Source organism: Candidatus Skiveiella danica (genome assembly GCF_022705245.1).
Classification (GTDB): Bacteria; Pseudomonadota; Gammaproteobacteria; order Burkholderiales; family Burkholderiaceae_C; genus Skiveiella; species Skiveiella danica.
In genome coordinates this window covers 1-16,207 of sequence record NZ_JAKJEW010000020.1, presented here as the reverse complement: position 1 = coordinate 16,207, position 16,207 = coordinate 1, and the positions used below count along the sequence as shown (strand labels likewise).

At 66.6% G+C, this 16,207-nt stretch carries 15 protein-coding genes and 1 other RNA gene; 10 read left to right on the top strand and 6 right to left on the bottom strand.

All coding sequences use genetic code 11. The features are described 5' to 3' along the window. Nucleotides 1-483 (top strand): M48 family metalloprotease (locus tag ACMUOY_RS12325; RefSeq protein WP_413893021.1); only part of this gene is annotated, 483 nt, incomplete at its 5' end. 162 nt (nt 484-645) lie between these two features. Here the strand turns inward: ACMUOY_RS12325 and ACMUOY_RS12320 are convergent. Then, entirely contained in the window at nt 646-2,424 is a 1,779-nt protein-coding gene (locus tag ACMUOY_RS12320; protein ID WP_413893020.1) for an NAD(P)/FAD-dependent oxidoreductase, read from the bottom strand. A gap of 78 nt (nt 2,425-2,502) precedes the next feature. Beyond that, nucleotides 2,503-3,423: a PLP-dependent cysteine synthase family protein gene (gene cysK, locus ACMUOY_RS12315; protein ID WP_413893019.1), complete on the bottom strand. Its 921-nt coding sequence runs from the start codon at nt 3,421-3,423 to the stop codon at nt 2,503-2,505. Nucleotides 3,424-3,519: 96 nt separating this feature from the next. Here cysK and rnpB point away from each other — a divergent pair. After that, nucleotides 3,520-3,905, top strand: an RNA gene (gene rnpB / locus ACMUOY_RS12310) — RNase P RNA component class A. 40 nt (nt 3,906-3,945) lie between these two features. Here the strand turns inward: rnpB and ACMUOY_RS12305 are convergent. Continuing rightward, nucleotides 3,946-4,482, bottom strand: coding sequence for an Rrf2 family transcriptional regulator (locus tag ACMUOY_RS12305; RefSeq protein WP_413893018.1), 537 nt, complete (start codon nt 4,480-4,482; stop codon nt 3,946-3,948). Between the two features lie 148 nt (nt 4,483-4,630). Here ACMUOY_RS12305 and nhaR point away from each other — a divergent pair, with 148 nt between their 5' ends. Continuing rightward, nucleotides 4,631-5,527 carry a transcriptional activator NhaR gene (nhaR, locus tag ACMUOY_RS12300; RefSeq protein WP_413893017.1) on the top strand — a complete coding sequence of 299 codons (897 nt, stop codon included), beginning with the start codon at nt 4,631-4,633 and terminating at the stop codon, nt 5,525-5,527. A 2-nt stretch (nt 5,528-5,529) separates the two neighbouring features. Here nhaR and ACMUOY_RS12295 read toward each other — a convergent pair whose 3' ends face one another. After that, entirely contained in the window at nt 5,530-6,309 is a 780-nt protein-coding gene (locus ACMUOY_RS12295; RefSeq protein WP_413893016.1) for an RNA pseudouridine synthase, read from the bottom strand. Between the two features lie 17 nt (nt 6,310-6,326). After that, a complete protein-coding gene (locus tag ACMUOY_RS12290; RefSeq protein ID WP_413893015.1) occupies nt 6,327-7,985 on the bottom strand; it encodes an MBL fold metallo-hydrolase in 1,659 nt (552 codons plus the stop codon). A gap of 149 nt (nt 7,986-8,134) precedes the next feature. On the opposite strand from ACMUOY_RS12290, the gene ACMUOY_RS12285 reads away from it, so the two are divergent. Then, a complete protein-coding gene (locus ACMUOY_RS12285; RefSeq protein ID WP_413893014.1) occupies nt 8,135-9,112 on the top strand; it encodes a tripartite tricarboxylate transporter substrate binding protein in 978 nt (325 codons plus the stop codon). A 23-nt stretch (nt 9,113-9,135) separates the two neighbouring features. Here the strand turns inward: ACMUOY_RS12285 and ACMUOY_RS12280 are convergent, their stop codons facing one another. Next, nucleotides 9,136-9,681, bottom strand: a complete 546-nt coding sequence (locus ACMUOY_RS12280) for a carboxymuconolactone decarboxylase family protein (RefSeq protein WP_413893013.1) — start codon at nt 9,679-9,681, stop codon at nt 9,136-9,138. A gap of 68 nt (nt 9,682-9,749) precedes the next feature. On the opposite strand from ACMUOY_RS12280, the gene dapF reads away from it, so the two are divergent. From dapF to dksA, 6 genes are all read left to right on the top strand, one after another. After that, the gene (gene dapF / locus ACMUOY_RS12275; protein ID WP_413893012.1) at nt 9,750-10,673 is read left to right on the top strand and encodes a diaminopimelate epimerase; all 924 of its coding nucleotides are present in this window, start codon (nt 9,750-9,752) and stop codon (nt 10,671-10,673) included. Nucleotides 10,674-10,681: 8 nt separating this feature from the next. Further along, complete coding sequence (locus tag ACMUOY_RS12270; RefSeq protein ID WP_413893011.1) at nt 10,682-11,365, top strand: DUF484 family protein; 684 nt, start codon at nt 10,682-10,684, stop codon at nt 11,363-11,365. Between the two features lie 27 nt (nt 11,366-11,392). Beyond that, on the top strand, nt 11,393-12,421 hold the full coding sequence (locus ACMUOY_RS12265) for a tyrosine recombinase XerC (protein ID WP_413893095.1): 1,029 nt from the start codon (nt 11,393-11,395) through the stop codon (nt 12,419-12,421). Nucleotides 12,422-12,520: 99 nt separating this feature from the next. After that, nucleotides 12,521-13,708, top strand: coding sequence for a class I SAM-dependent rRNA methyltransferase (locus tag ACMUOY_RS12260; RefSeq protein WP_413893010.1), 1,188 nt, complete (start codon nt 12,521-12,523; stop codon nt 13,706-13,708). A 186-nt stretch (nt 13,709-13,894) separates the two neighbouring features. Beyond that, complete coding sequence (locus ACMUOY_RS12255; RefSeq protein ID WP_413893009.1) at nt 13,895-14,938, top strand: CobW family GTP-binding protein; 1,044 nt, start codon at nt 13,895-13,897, stop codon at nt 14,936-14,938. Between the two features lie 450 nt (nt 14,939-15,388). Next, entirely contained in the window at nt 15,389-16,195 is an 807-nt protein-coding gene (gene dksA / locus ACMUOY_RS12250; protein ID WP_413893094.1) for an RNA polymerase-binding protein DksA, read from the top strand. Nucleotides 16,196-16,207 lie beyond the last annotated feature (12 nt).

Here is a 16,207-nt window from a genome sequence, read left to right as displayed (position 1 = left end):
AACATGACGCACGAAGAGGTCGAGGCGGTGATCGGCCACGAGGTGGCGCACATCGCCAACGGCGACATGGTGACGATGACGCTGATCCAGGGCGTGATGAACACCTTCGTCGTGTTCCTGAGCCGGGTGATCGGCTATGCGGTGGACAGCTTCCTGCGCAAGGGTGACGATCGCAGCAGCGGCCCCGGTATTGGCTACATGATCACCACGGTGGTGCTCGACATCGTGCTGGGCTTCGTGGCTGCCATCATCGTGGCCTGGTTCAGCCGCCAGCGCGAGTTCCGCGCCGATGCGGGGGCTGCGAGCCTGATGGGCCGCAAGCAGCCCATGATCAACGCGCTGGCCCGCCTGGGCGGTGTGCACACCGCCGAACTGCCCAAGAGCATGGCCGCCATGGGCATCGCGGGCGGCATCGGCAAGCTGTTTTCCACGCACCCGCCGATCGAGGAGCGCATTGCCGCGTTGCAGGCACGTCAGGGCTGAGCGAACGAGCCGTCGGGCGTCTGGCCGGGGTGTCCAAAATCCCCAGACTGGATATTTCGAAAGAAATTGGCCATTTCCCAGCGTCGAATGGCCGAATGTTGCTATTGTTTTTGATTATGTCCTGGGTTGGTCGCGAAGCCACCCTGGTGCGCCGATTGCGGCTCAGGCCAGCCCCAGCATGCAGCGCGCCACCGCTTCGCCGACCTTGATGCCGTCCACACCCGCTGACAGGATGCCGCCGGCGTAGCTGGCCCCTTCGCCCGCGGGGTACAGGCCGCGGGTGTTGAGGCTCTGGAAATGGTCGTCGCGGCCCATCTTCAGAGGCGACGAGGTGCGGGTTTCGACGCCGGTCAGCACCGCGTCGTGCCGGTCGAAGCCCTTGATCTTGCGGCCAAATGCCGGCAAGGCCTCGCGCAGCGCCTCGATGGCATAGCCGGGCAGGGCCGTATGCAGATCGCCAAGGCGCACGCCGGGCTTGTAGGAGGGCATCACATCGCCCAGCTGGCTCGAAGGCTTGCCCGCGATGAAGTCGCCCACCAGCTGGGCGGGTGCGCTGTAGTCGCCGCCACCGAGCCCGTAGGCATGCGATTCAAGCTGGCGCTGCAGCACGATGCCGGACAGCGGGTGATGATGGCCGGCGCCCAGCGCCTCGACACCGTAGCTGGCGCCCAGGTGCACCTCGTACTGGGCGGCGTCGGCGGGGTAATCGCTCGGATCAATGCCGACCACCATGCCGGCGTTCGCGTTGCGCTCGTTACGCGAATACTGGCTCATGCCATTGGTCACCACGCGGCCCGGTTCCGAGGTGGCCGCCACCACCGTGCCGCCGGGACACATGCAGAAGCTGTAGGCCGTGCGCCCGTTGCTGGCGTGGTGCACCAGCTTGTAGTCCGCCGCGCCGAGCAAAGGGTGGCCCGCGTGGCGCCCCCACCGGGCGCGGTCGATCACGCCCTGCGGATGCTCGACGCGAAAACCCACCGAGAACGCTTTGGCCTGCATCTGGACGCCGCGCTCGAACAACATGGCAAAGGTGTCGCGCGAACTGTGGCCCAGCGCCAGGATGACGTGATCGGCACGCAAGGCGGTGCTCTGGCCCGTGGCCTGGTTCAGCACCGTGAGTCCGCGCAGGTGCCGCCCGCCCTTGTCTTCTTCGATCAGCACGTCGGTCACGCGGTGCTCGAAGCGGATTTCGCCACCCAGCGCGATGATCTGTTCGCGCAGGTTCTCCACCACCTTCACCAGCTTGAAGGTGCCGATGTGCGGGTGCGCCTCGTACAGGATTTCTGGCGGCGCGCCGGCCTTGACGAATTCCTGCATCACCTTGCGGCCGAGGTGGCGAGGGTCCTTGATCTGGCTGTAGAGTTTGCCGTCGCTGAAGGTGCCGGCGCCGCCTTCGCCGAACTGCACGTTCGACTCCGGATTGAGCTGGTGCTTGCGCCACAGACCCCAGGTGTCCCGGGTGCGCTCGCGCACGGTCTTGCCACGTTCCAGCACGATGGGCCGAAAACCCATCTGCGCCAGCACCAGAGCGGCAAAGATGCCGCAGGGGCCGAAGCCGACGACCACCGGGCGTACCGCTGTCTTGCCGTTCGCCAGGCCCACCGGCTGCCACTGCATGCCGGGAGTGGCCGTGATGTGCGGATTCTCGCCATGTCGCGCCAGCAGCGCCGGCTCTTGGGCCGGATCGGTCAAGCCGACGTCCACGATGTAGACGGCCAGCAGGTCGACCTTGCGGGCATCGAAGCTGCGTTTGAACACTTCCAGGCTGGCCAGTTCGGCCTCCTGAAGGCCCAGCGCCGCGGCAGCGAGGCGCCGCAGGGCGGCCTCCGGGTGGGGTGGTGGCAGGCGGTCCTGGTCGGTTTCCGACTCTGCATCGGCGGCGCGGGGCGCGTGGACCGGCAGGGCGGACAGCGGGAGTTTGAGTTCGGACAGGCGGATCATGGGGGTCTCGTGGCTCGTGTCGATCAAGCAGAGGCCGCCATGATAAGGCGCGGCGCCGGACCTGCGGGTCCTGTCCTTTCAGGGGGCTGGCAGGAAACCTTCGACTGACAGGTAGCGCTCGCCGGTGTCGTAGTTGAAGCCCAGAACCGTGGCGCCAGCGGGGAGGTCGGGCAGTTTCTGCGCGATCGCGGCCAGCGTGGCGCCGGAGGAAATGCCGACCAGCAGGCCTTCCTCGCGTGCGCAACGTCGCGCCATCTCCCGCGCGGGCTCGGCATCCACCTGGATCACGCCATCGAGCAGGCTGGTATCGAGGTTCTTCGGCACGAAGCCGGCGCCAATGCCCTGGATCGGGTGCGGCGCGGGCTGACCGCCGCTGATGACGGGGGATGCGGCGGGCTCGACGGCAAAGACCTTGAGCTTCGGCCACGCAGCCTTGAGCACGCGGGCCGTGCCCGTGAGGTGGCCGCCCGTGCCGACGCCGGTGATCAGCACGTCGATGCCGTCGGGAAAGTCCGCCAGGATTTCCTGTGCCGTGGTGCGTACATGCACGTCAACGTTGGCCGGGTTTTCGAACTGCTGCGGAATCCAGGCGCCGGGTGTGCCGGCTTTGAGCTCTTCCGCGCGGGCGATGGCGCCTTTCATGCCTTTTTCGCGCGGGGTCAGGTCGAAGCTGGCACCGTAGGCCAGCATCAGGCGGCGGCGCTCGATGCTCATGCTGTCGGGCATCACCAGGATCAGCTGGTAGCCTTTGACGGCGGCCACCATCGCCAGGCCAATGCCGGTGTTGCCCGAGGTGGGCTCGATGATGGTGCCGCCCGGCTGCAGCGCGCCGCTTCGCTCGGCGTCTTCGACCATGGCCAGCGCGATGCGGTCCTTGATCGAGCCGCCGGGGTTGCTGCGCTCGGACTTGATCCAGACGTTGGCGCCGGGGCCGAACAGTCGGTTGATGCGCACATGCGGCGTGTTGCCGATGGTTTCGAGGATGCTGGCGGCTTTCATTCGGGTCTCCTGATCGGGTGGGTACTGGCGCATTCTGGCGCAGTCGCCCTCCCGCTTCGGGCATATGGATATGCCTGGCGGCGATAATGCGGGGGTGAAGCGCGCCAGACCGCCGCTGGTGCAAGCCGAAAGGCCGACGCTTTGGCGTCGGGTGGAAACACCGCACTGGAGGAACGTCCGGACTGCACAGGGCAGCGTAGGAGGTAACACCTCTCCACCGAAAGCCGCAAGGCCGCAAGGTGAGGATCAGAGCAACAGAGACGAGCCGATTCAGTTCGGGTGAAACGGGCAATCTCTACGCGCAGCAATACCAAGTAGGCACACGCAAAGCGAGGCGGTTCGCCGCAGCGTCATGACCGGGGCCCCCGGAGTGTGCGGGTAGGTAGCACCGAGCCGTCAGGCGATTGGCGGCCCAGAGTAATGGCGGTCACGTCCCGGGCAACCGGGATGCACAGAATCCGGCTTACCGGCGGGCTTCACACTATTTTCACATCGTTGCCCAGCGTCGCGCTGGACAAAGATTCAGCGCCCGGACAGGAGCAGTCCGCCCAGGGCGAACACCGAGTTCGGCGTGGTTGGCCGCACCGGTTCGGACTGGGGCTGCTTGTAGATGCCGCGGCGGGCCGGCTTTCGCTCGACCTCCACACCACGAGCACGCTGTTCGCTGACGAGCGTCTCCAAGGTGATGGATTGCAGGTAGGTCATCATCTTGGCATTCAGCGTGGCCCAGAGTTCGGCCGTCATCGCCGCCGCGCCGGCCTCTTCGGACATCGCGTGCTCGTTCTCGTCACCGTCGCGCCCGGCGCCTTCGACCGCCCCGACGATGTCCGCCACCGAGATCGCGTCGGCATGGCGGGCCAGGTTGTAGCCACCGCCGGGACCGCGCGTGCTGACGACCAGCCCGTGCTGGCGCAGCTTGCTGAACAACTGCTCCAGGTAGGAGAGCGAAATCCGGTGGCGCGTCGAAATGTCTGCGAGAGACACCGGGCCGGCGTTGGCACGCAAGCCGACATCAATCATGGCCGTGACGGCAAAACGGCCTTTGGTACTCAGACGCATGGCAACAACTCCTTGAGGGGTCACCCAGACAGTGACAGGGCGAAGTATAGGCAGGCAATTACTTCGCGAAAATTCGAATTATCAAGAAAAACAATTCGCAAAAACTGAATAATATGCCCGCTCTACCCGACCAGATTGGACCGCCGGCATGAACTTCAAGCATCTTTACTATTTTTGGGTGGCCGCCAAGGCCGGAGGCGTCATGCGCGCCGGCGAGCAGCTGCATACGACGCCGCAGACCCTGTCGGGTCAGATCAAACTGCTTGAGCAGTGGCTGGGCCGCCCGCTGTTTCGCAAAAGCGGCCGTCAGCTGGAGCTCACCAGCGACGGTCAGGTGGCGCTGGGTTACGCCGACGAGATCTTCGCCCTGGGCGCACAGCTTGAAGGCGCGTTGCGCCAGCCCCGGGGCGGACAGAGGATGCTGGAGTTTCGCGTCGGCGTGGCTGATTCGGTGGCGAAGTCGGTGGCCTACCGGCTGCTGGAGCCGGCGCTGTCCGTGGCTGAGCCGGTCCGCCTGATTGGCAGCGAAGGCAAGTTTCCCGATCTGCTGGCGCAGCTGGCGCTGCACCGCCTGGATCTCGTGATTGCCGACGAACCCCTGTCCCGGCGGGTGAGCGTGAAGGCTTTCAATCATCCCTTGGGCGCCACGGTGATGAGTTTTTTTGCGACGCCCGCCCTGGCGGCCACCCTTCAGGGCGGTTTCCCCCAGTGCCTGGATGGTGCCCCGATGTTGATCCAGGGCGCGGCCTCCTCGGTTCGCCAGCAGCTCGAGGGCTGGCTGGCCCGCCACCAGTTGCGTCCGCGGGTGGTGGGCGAGTTCGATGACGGCGCGCTGATGACCGCCTTCGGTCGTGAAGGGCGTGGCGTGTTCATGTCGCCTACCGTGCTGGAGGCCGAAACCATCGCCCAGTTCGGTGTCGAGGTGATCGGGCGCAGTAACGAGCTGGTCGAGGAGTTTTTTGCCGTGTCGGTTGAGCGGCGCATCACCCACCCTTGCGTGGTGGCCATCACCCAGGTCGCCCGTCGTGAGCTGTTCAGTTCCTAGACCTAAAAGCGCTCGTACGGCATCAGCAGGCGCCACTGTCCCGGCTGCAGCGTGCTTAACGGCAAGCGGCCGATGCGGATGCGCTTCATGCCGACGATCTGCAGCCCCGCCTGGTCGCACAGGTGGGCAACCAGCCCCGGGTGGATACCCTTGACCGCGACGCGCAGTCGAGTGACGCCATCGCCGGTGCTGCCGATGCTGACCTTGACCGGCGGCAAGGGCCGGCCATCGCTGCGCGGCGGCTGATTCAGACGCTGCAGGGCCTCGTTACTCACGTCGCCTTGGATCTCGACGGTGAACTCTTGCTCGATGACCCCCATGTCCTCGGTCAGTTTGCGCCCGATGCGCCAGTCCTGGGTGTACACCACCAGACCGCTGGCGCGGCTTTCCAGCGGTGTGCACAACTGTTGCCGCATCAGATGTTTTTTCAACAGTGGGATGCCGCTGCGGTCTTCGCCGGACCTTGAAGACGCGACGACCAGATCCAGTGCGGGGCGGATGCCCTTGCCCAGTCCCTTGATGTCGACAGGCTCACCCGTGCCGGCGTCATGGCCCGGAGGCTTGTGCAGCAGGATCGTGACGGCGGGCGGCGCCATCATGCTCGCCGTGGGATCGATGGAGATGTCTTCGCCCCGGACCCGGAACTGCGGCTCCTCCACCACGCGGCCGGCCACGCGCACCCAGCCACCCTCGATGTACTGCTCGGCCTCCCGCCGGGAGCAGGCCTTGAGCTCCGCCACGCGCTTCGAAAGCCGGATACCCCCGTCCTCTTCTGCTGGCAAGGTGGTGCGATGGTGTGTCATTGGCGGCTGTTGCCGGGTTCCAGCGCGCGCAGGCGCTCGATGTGGGCGAGCAGTGAACGCGCGGCCACGGGCCACATGCGGGGCGGTACATCGTCGTAGGCGCTGGCCACCCATTCATCGAGCGTGCCTTCAGGTTGCTCGCGCATGGCGGCGATGATCCGCGCCTCGCGCTTCAGGCGGTGGGCCTTCAGCCGGCCGATCGCGTCGGCCGAATCGCCCAGGACATAGCCGTGCGCGGGCAGGATGAACCCGATCTGGTGCGTTTCGCAGGCCGCGCGCAGGCGGTCCAGTGAGTCGAGGTAGGCCGTCATGTCGCCGTCCGGCGGGTCGATCACGGTCGTGCTGCCGTTGAGGATGTGGTCGCCGCTGAAGAGCAGGCCGTCCTCCAGCAGGACCAGGCACAGGTGGTTGGCGGCGTGTCCCGGCGTGTGCAACACCTGAAGGGTGTGATTGCCCTCGCCGCCGGGCATCCCGGCGTCAAGCACCAGCCGCTCCAGGTCCTGCAGGGCGCGGTCGGGCGTGAACTCGCTGGCCTTGCGCGCCGTGGGGGCGGAAGGCAGGCCCAGGATCGGTGGGCGCGGCTCGCACAGGGCCTGCAGCGGACGCGCGCCGGGCGAATGGTCCGGGTGCGAATGGGTGCACACGATCATGCGGATCTGCCCGCCGGCCGCGCGCCAGAGCCGGTCGATGTGCTCGGCGTCGGCCGGGCCCGGGTCGATCGCGATGTAGCCGGTGTGGGGGTCGCCGACCAGGTAGGTGTTGGTGCCGGGGCCGGTCATCACGCCGGGGTTGGGTGCGGTCAGGCGCATCACGTTGCGCAGCAGCGGCGTGGGCTGCTCCGATTGCCAGTCCAGCGCATGCACGATCTGCCCGTCGGGGCAGACCATGGCGAGTTCGCCGTAGGCCGTTTCATGCTCCATGTAGCGCGCTTCCTTGCCCGCCAGCAGGCCCGCGCGCGGGCAACTGGTCCACAGGGGCTGCTCGGTGGCGGCGCAGGCCTGCAGCACGGCCTCCACGCTGGCAAAGTCCTGCAGCCGTTCCAGCGTACGGATGGTCGGGAAGATGATGAAGAACTGGCCGGCCCGGTGCCGCGCCAGCGCATCAAGCGGGCGCACCCAGACCGGCTCGAATTGCTCGGTCTCGTCGGCCACCGGTGCCTGGCCCTCTGGCATGCGGGCGACCAGGAAGGGCACGTCGAAGCGCCGCGGCAGGTCGCGATCGGTGATCCAGTGCGCCAGCACGAACACTTCGCTGGCGGCCAGGATCAGGCCGCGCGCGGCGCACTGGGGGGCGAACGGGGCCTTGCGGTCGAGCGCGGCGATGTCGTTGGCATTGGCCATGGTGCCGTCTTCGCGGCGTGCCAGCAGGATGCCGAGTTCCTCGAAGCTTTCCCGGATCGCCGCGATGGCCTGGGTCAGGTGCAGGTCGCTCTGGGTCTCGCGCCGGCTCGCCTGGGCGTGCGCCGCCGCGTCGAGGGCGTCCACGCCGCCGCCGGGGAACACGTAGGCGCCCGGCGCAAAGCTGGCGGTCATCGAGCGCCTGGTCATGAGCACCTCGATGCCCTGGGGCGTGTCTCGTAGCAGCAGCACAGTGGCGGCGGGTCGAACGGGCGCGGGTTCGCGCTGCGGATGAAGGAGCTGGGTAGGTCGGACCATGGGGGCCATTATCCGCAGCTTCGTCAACGCGGGCGCGATCATTGCCGGTGCCTCCCGCCGAATGGTCCAGACTCGATCCGTCTACGTGTTTTCCGCCTTGCCCGGCTCGATGGCCTCCGGATAATCCAGTCAAGATGAAGGGACTTCCGATGAACACATTGAAACACGTGGTGATCGCGGCATGCTTTGCTGCCACGGGCTTGCTGTCATGGCCGCAGGCATTCGCCCAGGCGTGGCCCCATCGCCAGCCGATCAAGCTGGTTGCGGTCTTTCCACCGGGCGGATCGGTGGATCAGGTCGCCCGCATCCTGGCGGTTCCACTGGCGGCGCAACTGGGCACCACTGTCATTGTGGAGAACAAGGGCGGCGCCTCGGGGTCGATTGGCGCCGCCGCCGTGGCCGCCGCGCCACCGGATGGCTACACCTTTGCCGTGGTGTTTGACACCTTCGGCGTGAATCCTGCGCTGATTCCTGGACTGCCCTATGACTCCCGCAAGGATCTCGACCCCATCGTTCTGGTGGGGACCTCGCCCATGGTCCTGGCGACCTATGCCGGGTCTGAATACAAGACCTTTGCCGACGTGGTGGGCGCTGCCAAGGCCAAAAAGAACGTCAGCTACGGCTCCATCGGCTCCGGCAGCCTGGGTCATCTGGCGATGGCCCTTCTGGGCAAGAATGGCCAGATGGACTGGCAGCACATTCCCTACAAGGGCGGCGGCCCTTTGATGGCCGACGCCGTGGCGGGCCACGTGCCGCTGTCCATCGGCTCGGTCTTCCTGATCAAGCCCCACGTCGACAACAAGCGCGTACGCCCCCTGGCCGTCACCACCAGCAAACGCTCACTCGATCTGCCCGACGTGCCGACCATGGCCGAAAGCGGCTTTGCCGGATTCGATGCGCCCGCGTGGTGGGCGATCCTGGCGCCGGCCAGGACCCCGCCCGAGATCCTCAGGCGCATGAACGAAGAGATCAACAAGGCGCTGCGCAACCCGGAGATTGCCAGGAAGCTCGATGCCCAGGGAATCGATGTGGTGGGGGGCACGCCTGAGAGCGCCCGCGTCTTTATCGAGCGCCAGATGGACATCTGGGCCAAGGTGGTGAAGGACAACGGCATCAAGGCCGACTGAAGCACCCGCACCGGCGCTCCGTGTCAGGCCTCCGGCGACACCCCGAGCGCCACCAGAAAACGGGCCACCATGTTGTAGGTGGCGATCGCGCTGGTGAGTTCCACGATTGCGGTGGTGTCGAAGTGCCGCTGCAGGGCGGCAAAGACCTCGTCCTGCACCGTCACGTCCAGCGTCATCTGGGCGGCGTACTGGATGACCCGGCTTTCGACCACGCCCAGCGCCGGCTCCGCGGGCAAGCGCCGGGGATCAACCTTCACATGGCGGTTCAGGGCGTCGAGTTCGTCCTGTGTGCCGCCGGCCTTCAGGAAGTCCGGCCCGTGGTGGTGGTATTCGTATTCGGCGCCCGTCAGCAGCGCCACGGTGCAAATGCCCAGTTCGCGCAGCTTCCAGCTGGTGGGCAGCTCGCTGCGCACCGCCTTGAGGTAGACGTTCCAGCCGCGCGCCAGCGGTTCGCTCCACAGCAGCGCACGGTCCAGGTTGATCAGTGCGCCTCCGCGGCGGGCCTGGATGGCGTCGACCAGATCGGCGGGCTGGGGTTTGCGTTCAGGGGTCCAGTCAGGAATGCGCATGGGGGTAACTTTCGTGCCGGCAGGGACGGCGCAGGTGGAAGACACGGGGATCAGGGGATAATTCTTTCATGAAGATCCGCTTCACCAAAATGCAGGGCGCCGGCAATGATTTCGTCGTGCTGGACGAAACCCGCAGCCGCCTGAACCTCTCGGCCGGGCAATACCGGTTCCTGGCGGACCGGCATTTCGGTGTCGGTGCCGACCAGATCCTCACCGTGCGGCCCGCGCCCGAGGGCGTGGCCGGGCAGGGGCTGGACTTCGAATACGTGATTCACAACGCCGACGGTGGCGAGGTCGAGCATTGCGGCAATGGGGCCCGCTGCTTCGTGCGCTACGTACGCGAGAAGGGCCTGACGGCCAAGGACGCGGTGAAGGTCAAGGTGGTGGGCGGCGTGCTGGAGCTGCGCCAGAACCCCGACGGCCGCGTGACGGTGGACATGGGTGCGCCGGTGTTCGATCTGCCGCGCATTCCGTTCGATCCGGCCGATCTGAGCGCCCTGGAGCAGGGCACCTGGCAGGTCTGGCCGCTGAAAATTGAAGAAAAATTGGCACAGCCCAGCGTGGGCCGGCCACAGGATGCTTCTGTTTCTGTAGCGGTCTTGTCGATGGGCAACCCGCACGCCGTGCAGGTCGTGGACGACGTGGACACCGCGCCGGTGCAGACCCTGGGCGCTCGCATTGAGAGCCATCCAGCCTTTCCCCGTCGGGTGAACGCCGGCTTCATGCAGATCATGAACCGCTCACGCATTCGCCTGCGCGTCTTCGAGCGTGGCGCTGGCGAGACGCTGGCCTGCGGCACCGGCGCCTGCGCCGCGGTGGTGGCAGGCATCCGACTGGGCCTGCTCGATGCACGTGTCGACGTGGAAACGCGCGGCGGCCAACTGACCATCGAGTGGGCGGGCGCCGCCGGCAACCTGGCGGCGCCGGTCCTGATGACCGGCCCGGCCGCGACGGTTTTCGAAGGCGAGATCGACATTCCTGAACTGACCTGAGACCCTCCATGACCTCTTCTGCCATGAACCCGATCACCGAAGACGACATTGCCGATTTCCTGCTGAACACGCCGGACTTCTTTGGGCGCCACGCGGAGCTGCTGTCGGCCGTGCTGCTGACCAGCCCGCACGGCAACCGCGCCGTGAGCCTGCAAGAGCGCCAGGCCGAAATGTTGCGCGAGAAGATCAAGCTGCTGGAGCACCGGATCATGGACATGATCCGCCACGGCAACGAGAACATGATCATTTCCGACCGCCTGCAACGCTGGGCGCGCAGGCTGTTCCTGACCGCTTCGCCGCAGGCGCTGCCCCACGCGATGGCCGAGGGGCTGCAGGAGGAGTTCATGGTGCCGCAGGTGGCGGTCAAGGTATGGGGTGTGGCCGATGCCTTTGCCGGCGAGCCTTTCGCCCAGGGTGTCAGCAACGATGTGAAGAGCCTGGCTTCGTCGCTGATGGCGCCCTATGTGGGGGCCAACGCCGGCTTCGAAGCCGTGGGCTGGCTGCCGGACGCCAGCCGGGTCGCCTCGGTGGCGCTGATTGCGCTGCGCAACGGCACCGATCCGCAGGCCTTCGGGCTGATGGTGCTGGCCTCGCCGGATTCGCAACGCTTTCACGCGGGCATGGGCACCGATTTCCTGGAGCGCATGGCCGAACTCGGCAGCGCCGCCCTGTCGCGGCTGCGTCCGGCCTGAGCGCGCCTGCAGCGGCGCCCGATGCCCATGGAACCGACGCCGGCCAATGACGAGCCGCAGGTGGCTGCGGTCCCTGGGACGGTGCTGCCCCTGGTCGAGCGGTATCTGGAGCATGTGCGCGTCGAAAAGCGCCTGGCCGCGCGCACCGTGGAGCTGTACCGGCTGGACCTGATCCGGCTGACCGAAGCGGCGCTTGCGGCCGGCGTGGCACTGCCCGAAGTCCAGAACCATCACATCCGGCGCTGGGTGGCGCAGATGCACAGCGGCGGGCGCAGCGCCCGCGGCATCGCGCTGATCCTGTCAGGCTGGCGCGGGTTTTACCGCTGGCTGGGGCGTGAGGTTCTGGTAGCCGCCAATCCGGTGCAGGACGTCCGCGCCCCGCGCGCAGCCCGCCTGCTGCCCAAGGCACTCGGGGTGGACGAAGCGGTGCAGTTGGCCAGCCACCACCAGGCGCCGGACGATCCCTGGCTGGAAGCCCGCGATGCGGCGATGGTGGAGCTGCTCTACGGCTGTGGCCTGCGCGTGGGCGAGCTGGTGGGCCTGGATGTGAAGGCCAGTGTCGGTGCCGAACGCGGCGGACGTGGCTGGATCGATCTGCAAGCCGCCGAGGTCCATGTGCTCGGCAAAGGCGGCAAGCGGCGCAGCGTGCCCTTGGGTGGCGCCGCCCGCCTTGCGCTCGCCCGCTGGCTGGCCGTGCGCGGGGCGCCGGGCGCGGAGGGAACCGCCAGCGAAGCGGCGGCGCTGTTTCCGGGCCGGCGCGGCACCCGGCTCACGGCGCAGTCAGTCTGGCAGCGTCTGCGCCGGCGCAGCCAGCTGGCCGGGCTGGCCACCCCGGTGCACCCGCACATGCTGCGGCATTCCTTCGCCAGTCACCTGCTGCAGTCCAGTGGCGACCTGCGTGCCGTGCAAGAACTGCTCGGACACGCCAGCATCACCAGCACGCAGGTCTACACCCGCTTGGACTTCCAGCATCTGGCGCGTGCCTACGACGCGGCCCATCCGCGCGCGAAGATTCGTGGCGGTGGTTCCGGCGGCCAGGGCGAACCCGGCGGCTGAACCCAAGGGGCCGGTCGCGCGCCGGATCGGCTCCTTCCGGGACGGCGCCCCCTTGCATCACGTCGGCGGGCGCGCATCCGGCGCAACGACAATACCTCGATGAAAACCATCCGTCTCAAAGAAGGCAAGGAACGCTCCCTGCTGCGCCGCCACCCCTGGATATTTGATTCGGCCGTCGCCCGCGGCGGGGCTGACGCCGGCGAAACGGTGCGCGTCGAGTCGCACGCCGGTGACTTCCTGGCCTGGGCGGCGTTCAGCCCCACTTCGCGGATCCGCGCCCGGGCCTGGAGCTTTGACGAACAGCAGCGCATTGACGCCGCGTTTCTGGGCACGCTCATCGAGCGCGCGGTGCGCACGCGCGAGCTGTTCGACATCCGCAGCGACGGCCTGCGCCTGATCCATGGTGAATCCGATGGCCTGCCCGGCCTGATCGTCGACCGTTATAGCGACACGCTGGTGGCGCAGTTCACCTCCTGCGGGGTGGAGCGCTGGAAGGGTGTGATCGCCGACGCCCTGCTGCGCACCACCGGGCTGAGCCGCTTGTACGAGCGCTCCGATGCCAGCGCGCGCACGCTGGAGGGCTTGCCGGAGGCCACCGGCTGGCTGCGCGGCGACGGCCCCACCGAGCTGGGCATCCGCGAACACGACTGGCGCCTGACGCTGGACATCGCCACCGGCCACAAGACCGGCTTCTACCTGGACCAGCGGGACAGCCGGGCGCGCTTTGCGGCGCACGCTCGCCATCGGGGCTTTCAGCGCGTGCTCAACTGTTATTGCTACACCGGCGGCTTCACGGTGGCGGCGCTGGCCGGTGGGGCGGCCCACGTGACCTCCATCGACTCGTCGGCGCCGGCGCTGACGCGGGCGCGGGCCCATGTGGCGCTCAATGGTTTCGAGGCGGCGCGGGCCGATTTTCTGGACGCCGACGTCAACGCCTCGCTGCGTGCCTTCATCGAGGCGGGGCGCAGCTTCGACGCCATCGTGCTGGATCCGCCGAAATTCGCGCCTACTGCTGCCCACGCCGAACGGGCGGCACGCGCCTACAAGGACATCAACCGGCTGGCCTTCAAGCTGCTGGAGCCTGGCGGCGAACTGTTCACCTATTCCTGCTCCGGCGGCATCAGCGCCGACCTGTTTCACAAGATCGTCGCCTCGGCCGGCATCGACGCCGGCGTGGAGGGTTGCATCAGCGAACGGCTGCAGGGTGCGCCCGACCACCCGATGACCGTCCATTTCCCCGAGGGCGAGTACCTGAAGGGCCTGGTGGTGGTCAAAAAGCCGCTTTGAAGCCGTTATATGCAAGAAAATGGCATCAACCCAGCGCAATTTGGTCATATCTTGCTACCTTAAACATAGCGGTTACGGGTGCCCGACTGGCGCTGTTCTCTGACGACGGGGTCCGGCAACCCGGTTCAAGGGCCGCTACACTCCCCCATCTTCGCGGCCAGCCGGTCGCCTTTGCAGGTTTCATCCATGAGTCTCATTCCCGCCACCATCCTCACCGGCTTCCTCGGCTCCGGCAAGACCACGCTGCTCAAGCGGGTGCTGTCCGACGCGCACGGAAAGAAGATCGCCGTGATCGAGAACGAATTCGGCGAGGAGAACATCGACAACGACATCCTCGTCGCCGATACCAGCGAACAGATCATCCAGATGAGCAACGGCTGCATCTGCTGCACCATCCGCGAGGACCTGCGCGCCACCTTGCAGGATCTGGCCCAGAAGAAGCGCAAGGGCGAACTGGATTTCGAGCGCGTGGTGATCGAGACCACCGGCCTGGCCGACCCCGGCCCGGTGGCGCAGACCTTTTTCATGGACGACGAGATCGCCGAGAGCTACCTGCTTGACTCCATCCTGACGCTGGTGGACGCCAAGCACGCCAACCAGCAGCTCGATGACCGCCAGGAAGCCCGGCGCCAGATCGGGTTCGCCGACCAGATCTTTATCAGCAAGGCCGATCTGGTGTCCCAGGAGGATCTGGAAGCGCTGCAACACCGCCTCAGACACATGAACCCGCGGGCGCCCCAGAAGGCGGTGCATTTCGGGGAGGTGGCGCTGACTGAGGTGTTCGACCTGCGCGGCTTCAACCTGAATGCCAAGCTCGACATTGACCCTGACTTCCTGACGGAAGACGATCACGCCCACCACGACCATGAACATGGCGAGAACTGTGACCATCCTTCTCACGGGCACGGCGCCGGGCATCACCACCACCATGACGACGATGTGAAGAGCTTTGTCTTTCGCAGCGACCGGGCCTTCGATCCGGCCCGCCTGGAAGACTTCCTCGGCGCCATCGTCAATATCTACGGGCCGCGGATGCTGCGCTACAAGGGTGTGCTGAACATGGCCGGAACGGATCGCAAGGTGATTTTCCAGGGCGTGCACCAGCTCATGGGCAGCGACCTGGGCCCGCGCTGGGGCGACGGCGAGAAAAGAACCAGCAAAATGGTATTCATCGGCATCGACCTGCCCAAGGACATCCTGTTGCAGGGGCTTGAGCAGAGTCTGGTCTGACCTGATTGTTCTGATTTGGAGCTGGGAGGCTCGATGTTTGTCTCGATTCTGCAACTGATGGGCCTGCCTTTCGGCAAGCCGATACAATCGCGCCCCGAACCGGACCAGGTGTCCGGCCCCACCGATAAGCCCTCTAACCGTGACAAGAAGGGTACCAACCGGCGCAATGAAGACCGTGTGTTGCCGGAACAGGGACTGCCAGCCGGTGCGCATCCGGAATCCGCGCAGGCCGGCGCATCGAGGAGACAGGAATTGAAAGCACAAACCGCCAAGCCGGCAGCCCAGGCCAAGGCGTCCGCGCCAGCCGATACCAAGAAAAAAGGGGTTCAGCCTGCGGCCAAGCCTGCGGCCAAGCCTGCGGCCAAGCCTGCGGCCAAGCCTGCGGCCAAGCCTGCGGCCAAGCCTGCGGCCAAGACATCCGCCAAACCGGTCAGCCCGCCCGCCAAGACGGTGGCAAAACCCAAAGCGGTACCGCCGGCCGTTGAATCGACCGGTCGCAAGCCTTCGGCTGTCCCGAAACCGGTCAAAGCTCCTGCTGCGGCGCCCGGCAAGCCGGCGCCATCCGCGCCCAAGCCGGCTCCCGCTTCCGAAATCAGAACCACACCTGCAACGTCGCCCCAGGCGGTGCCCAAGATGGCTGCAACGCCGCCGCCCGTGCCCGCCAAGGCGGGGCGCCCTTCGAGGCTGTCGCAGATCACCGTGCCGTCCATGGCCCAGTCCGTGGCGTCCACGGCTGCAAAAGCCAGTTACACCAATACCATGTCCTCTCCCGTACTGACCCCACCGACCTATATTCCCGCCAGGAAAGATCCCAAGCTCGCCAACAACTGGAAATCCAAGCCCGCCGAACAGTTGACTGATGCCGAAGTGCTCGCCATGCCGGACGAGGAGTACATGAACGACAAGCAGATGGCCTTCTTCCGCGGCAAGCTGCTGCAGCTCAAGCAAGGCATCCTCAGCAATGCCGGCGAAACCACCGAGCATCTCCGGGCCGACACCGTGATCGTCCCCGATCCCGCTGATCGCGCCACGATCGAGGAAGAGCATGCCCTGGAGTTGCGCACCCGTGATCGGGAGCGCAAGCTGCTGAAGAAGATCGAGCAGTCGATCATCCGCATCGATGCCGGCGACTACGGGTATTGCGATGAGACGGGCGAGCCGATTGGCGTGGGGCGCCTGCTGGCGCGACCGACGGCAACCCTGTCGCTGGAAGCGCAGCAGCGCAGGGAACTCAAACAGAAGATGTTCGGGGACTGAGGAATACCCCAG

Bases quoted from the DNA above. Each gene is read 5' to 3' on its own strand.
- dapF (WP_413893012.1), top strand. From the start codon at position 9,750: ATGAAGATCCGCTTCACCAAAATGCAGGGCGCCGGCAATGATTTCGTC.
- ACMUOY_RS12260 (WP_413893010.1), top strand. From the start codon at position 12,521: ATGAAAACCATCCGTCTCAAAGAAGGCAAGGAACGCTCCCTGCTGCGC.
- ACMUOY_RS12255 (WP_413893009.1), top strand. From the start codon at position 13,895: ATGAGTCTCATTCCCGCCACCATCCTCACCGGCTTCCTCGGCTCCGGC.
- ACMUOY_RS12305 (WP_413893018.1), bottom strand. From the start codon at position 4,482: ATGCGTCTGAGTACCAAAGGCCGTTTTGCCGTCACGGCCATGATTGAT.
- ACMUOY_RS12290 (WP_413893015.1), bottom strand. From the start codon at position 7,985: ATGGTCCGACCTACCCAGCTCCTTCATCCGCAGCGCGAACCCGCGCCC.
- ACMUOY_RS12285 (WP_413893014.1), top strand. From the start codon at position 8,135: ATGAACACATTGAAACACGTGGTGATCGCGGCATGCTTTGCTGCCACG.
- ACMUOY_RS12280 (WP_413893013.1), bottom strand. From the start codon at position 9,681: ATGCGCATTCCTGACTGGACCCCTGAACGCAAACCCCAGCCCGCCGAT.
- ACMUOY_RS12265 (WP_413893095.1), top strand. From the start codon at position 11,393: ATGGAACCGACGCCGGCCAATGACGAGCCGCAGGTGGCTGCGGTCCCT.
- nhaR (WP_413893017.1), top strand. From the start codon at position 4,631: ATGAACTTCAAGCATCTTTACTATTTTTGGGTGGCCGCCAAGGCCGGA.
- ACMUOY_RS12320 (WP_413893020.1), bottom strand. From the start codon at position 2,424: ATGATCCGCCTGTCCGAACTCAAACTCCCGCTGTCCGCCCTGCCGGTC.
- ACMUOY_RS12270 (WP_413893011.1), top strand. From the start codon at position 10,682: ATGACCTCTTCTGCCATGAACCCGATCACCGAAGACGACATTGCCGAT.
- cysK (WP_413893019.1), bottom strand. From the start codon at position 3,423: ATGAAAGCCGCCAGCATCCTCGAAACCATCGGCAACACGCCGCATGTG.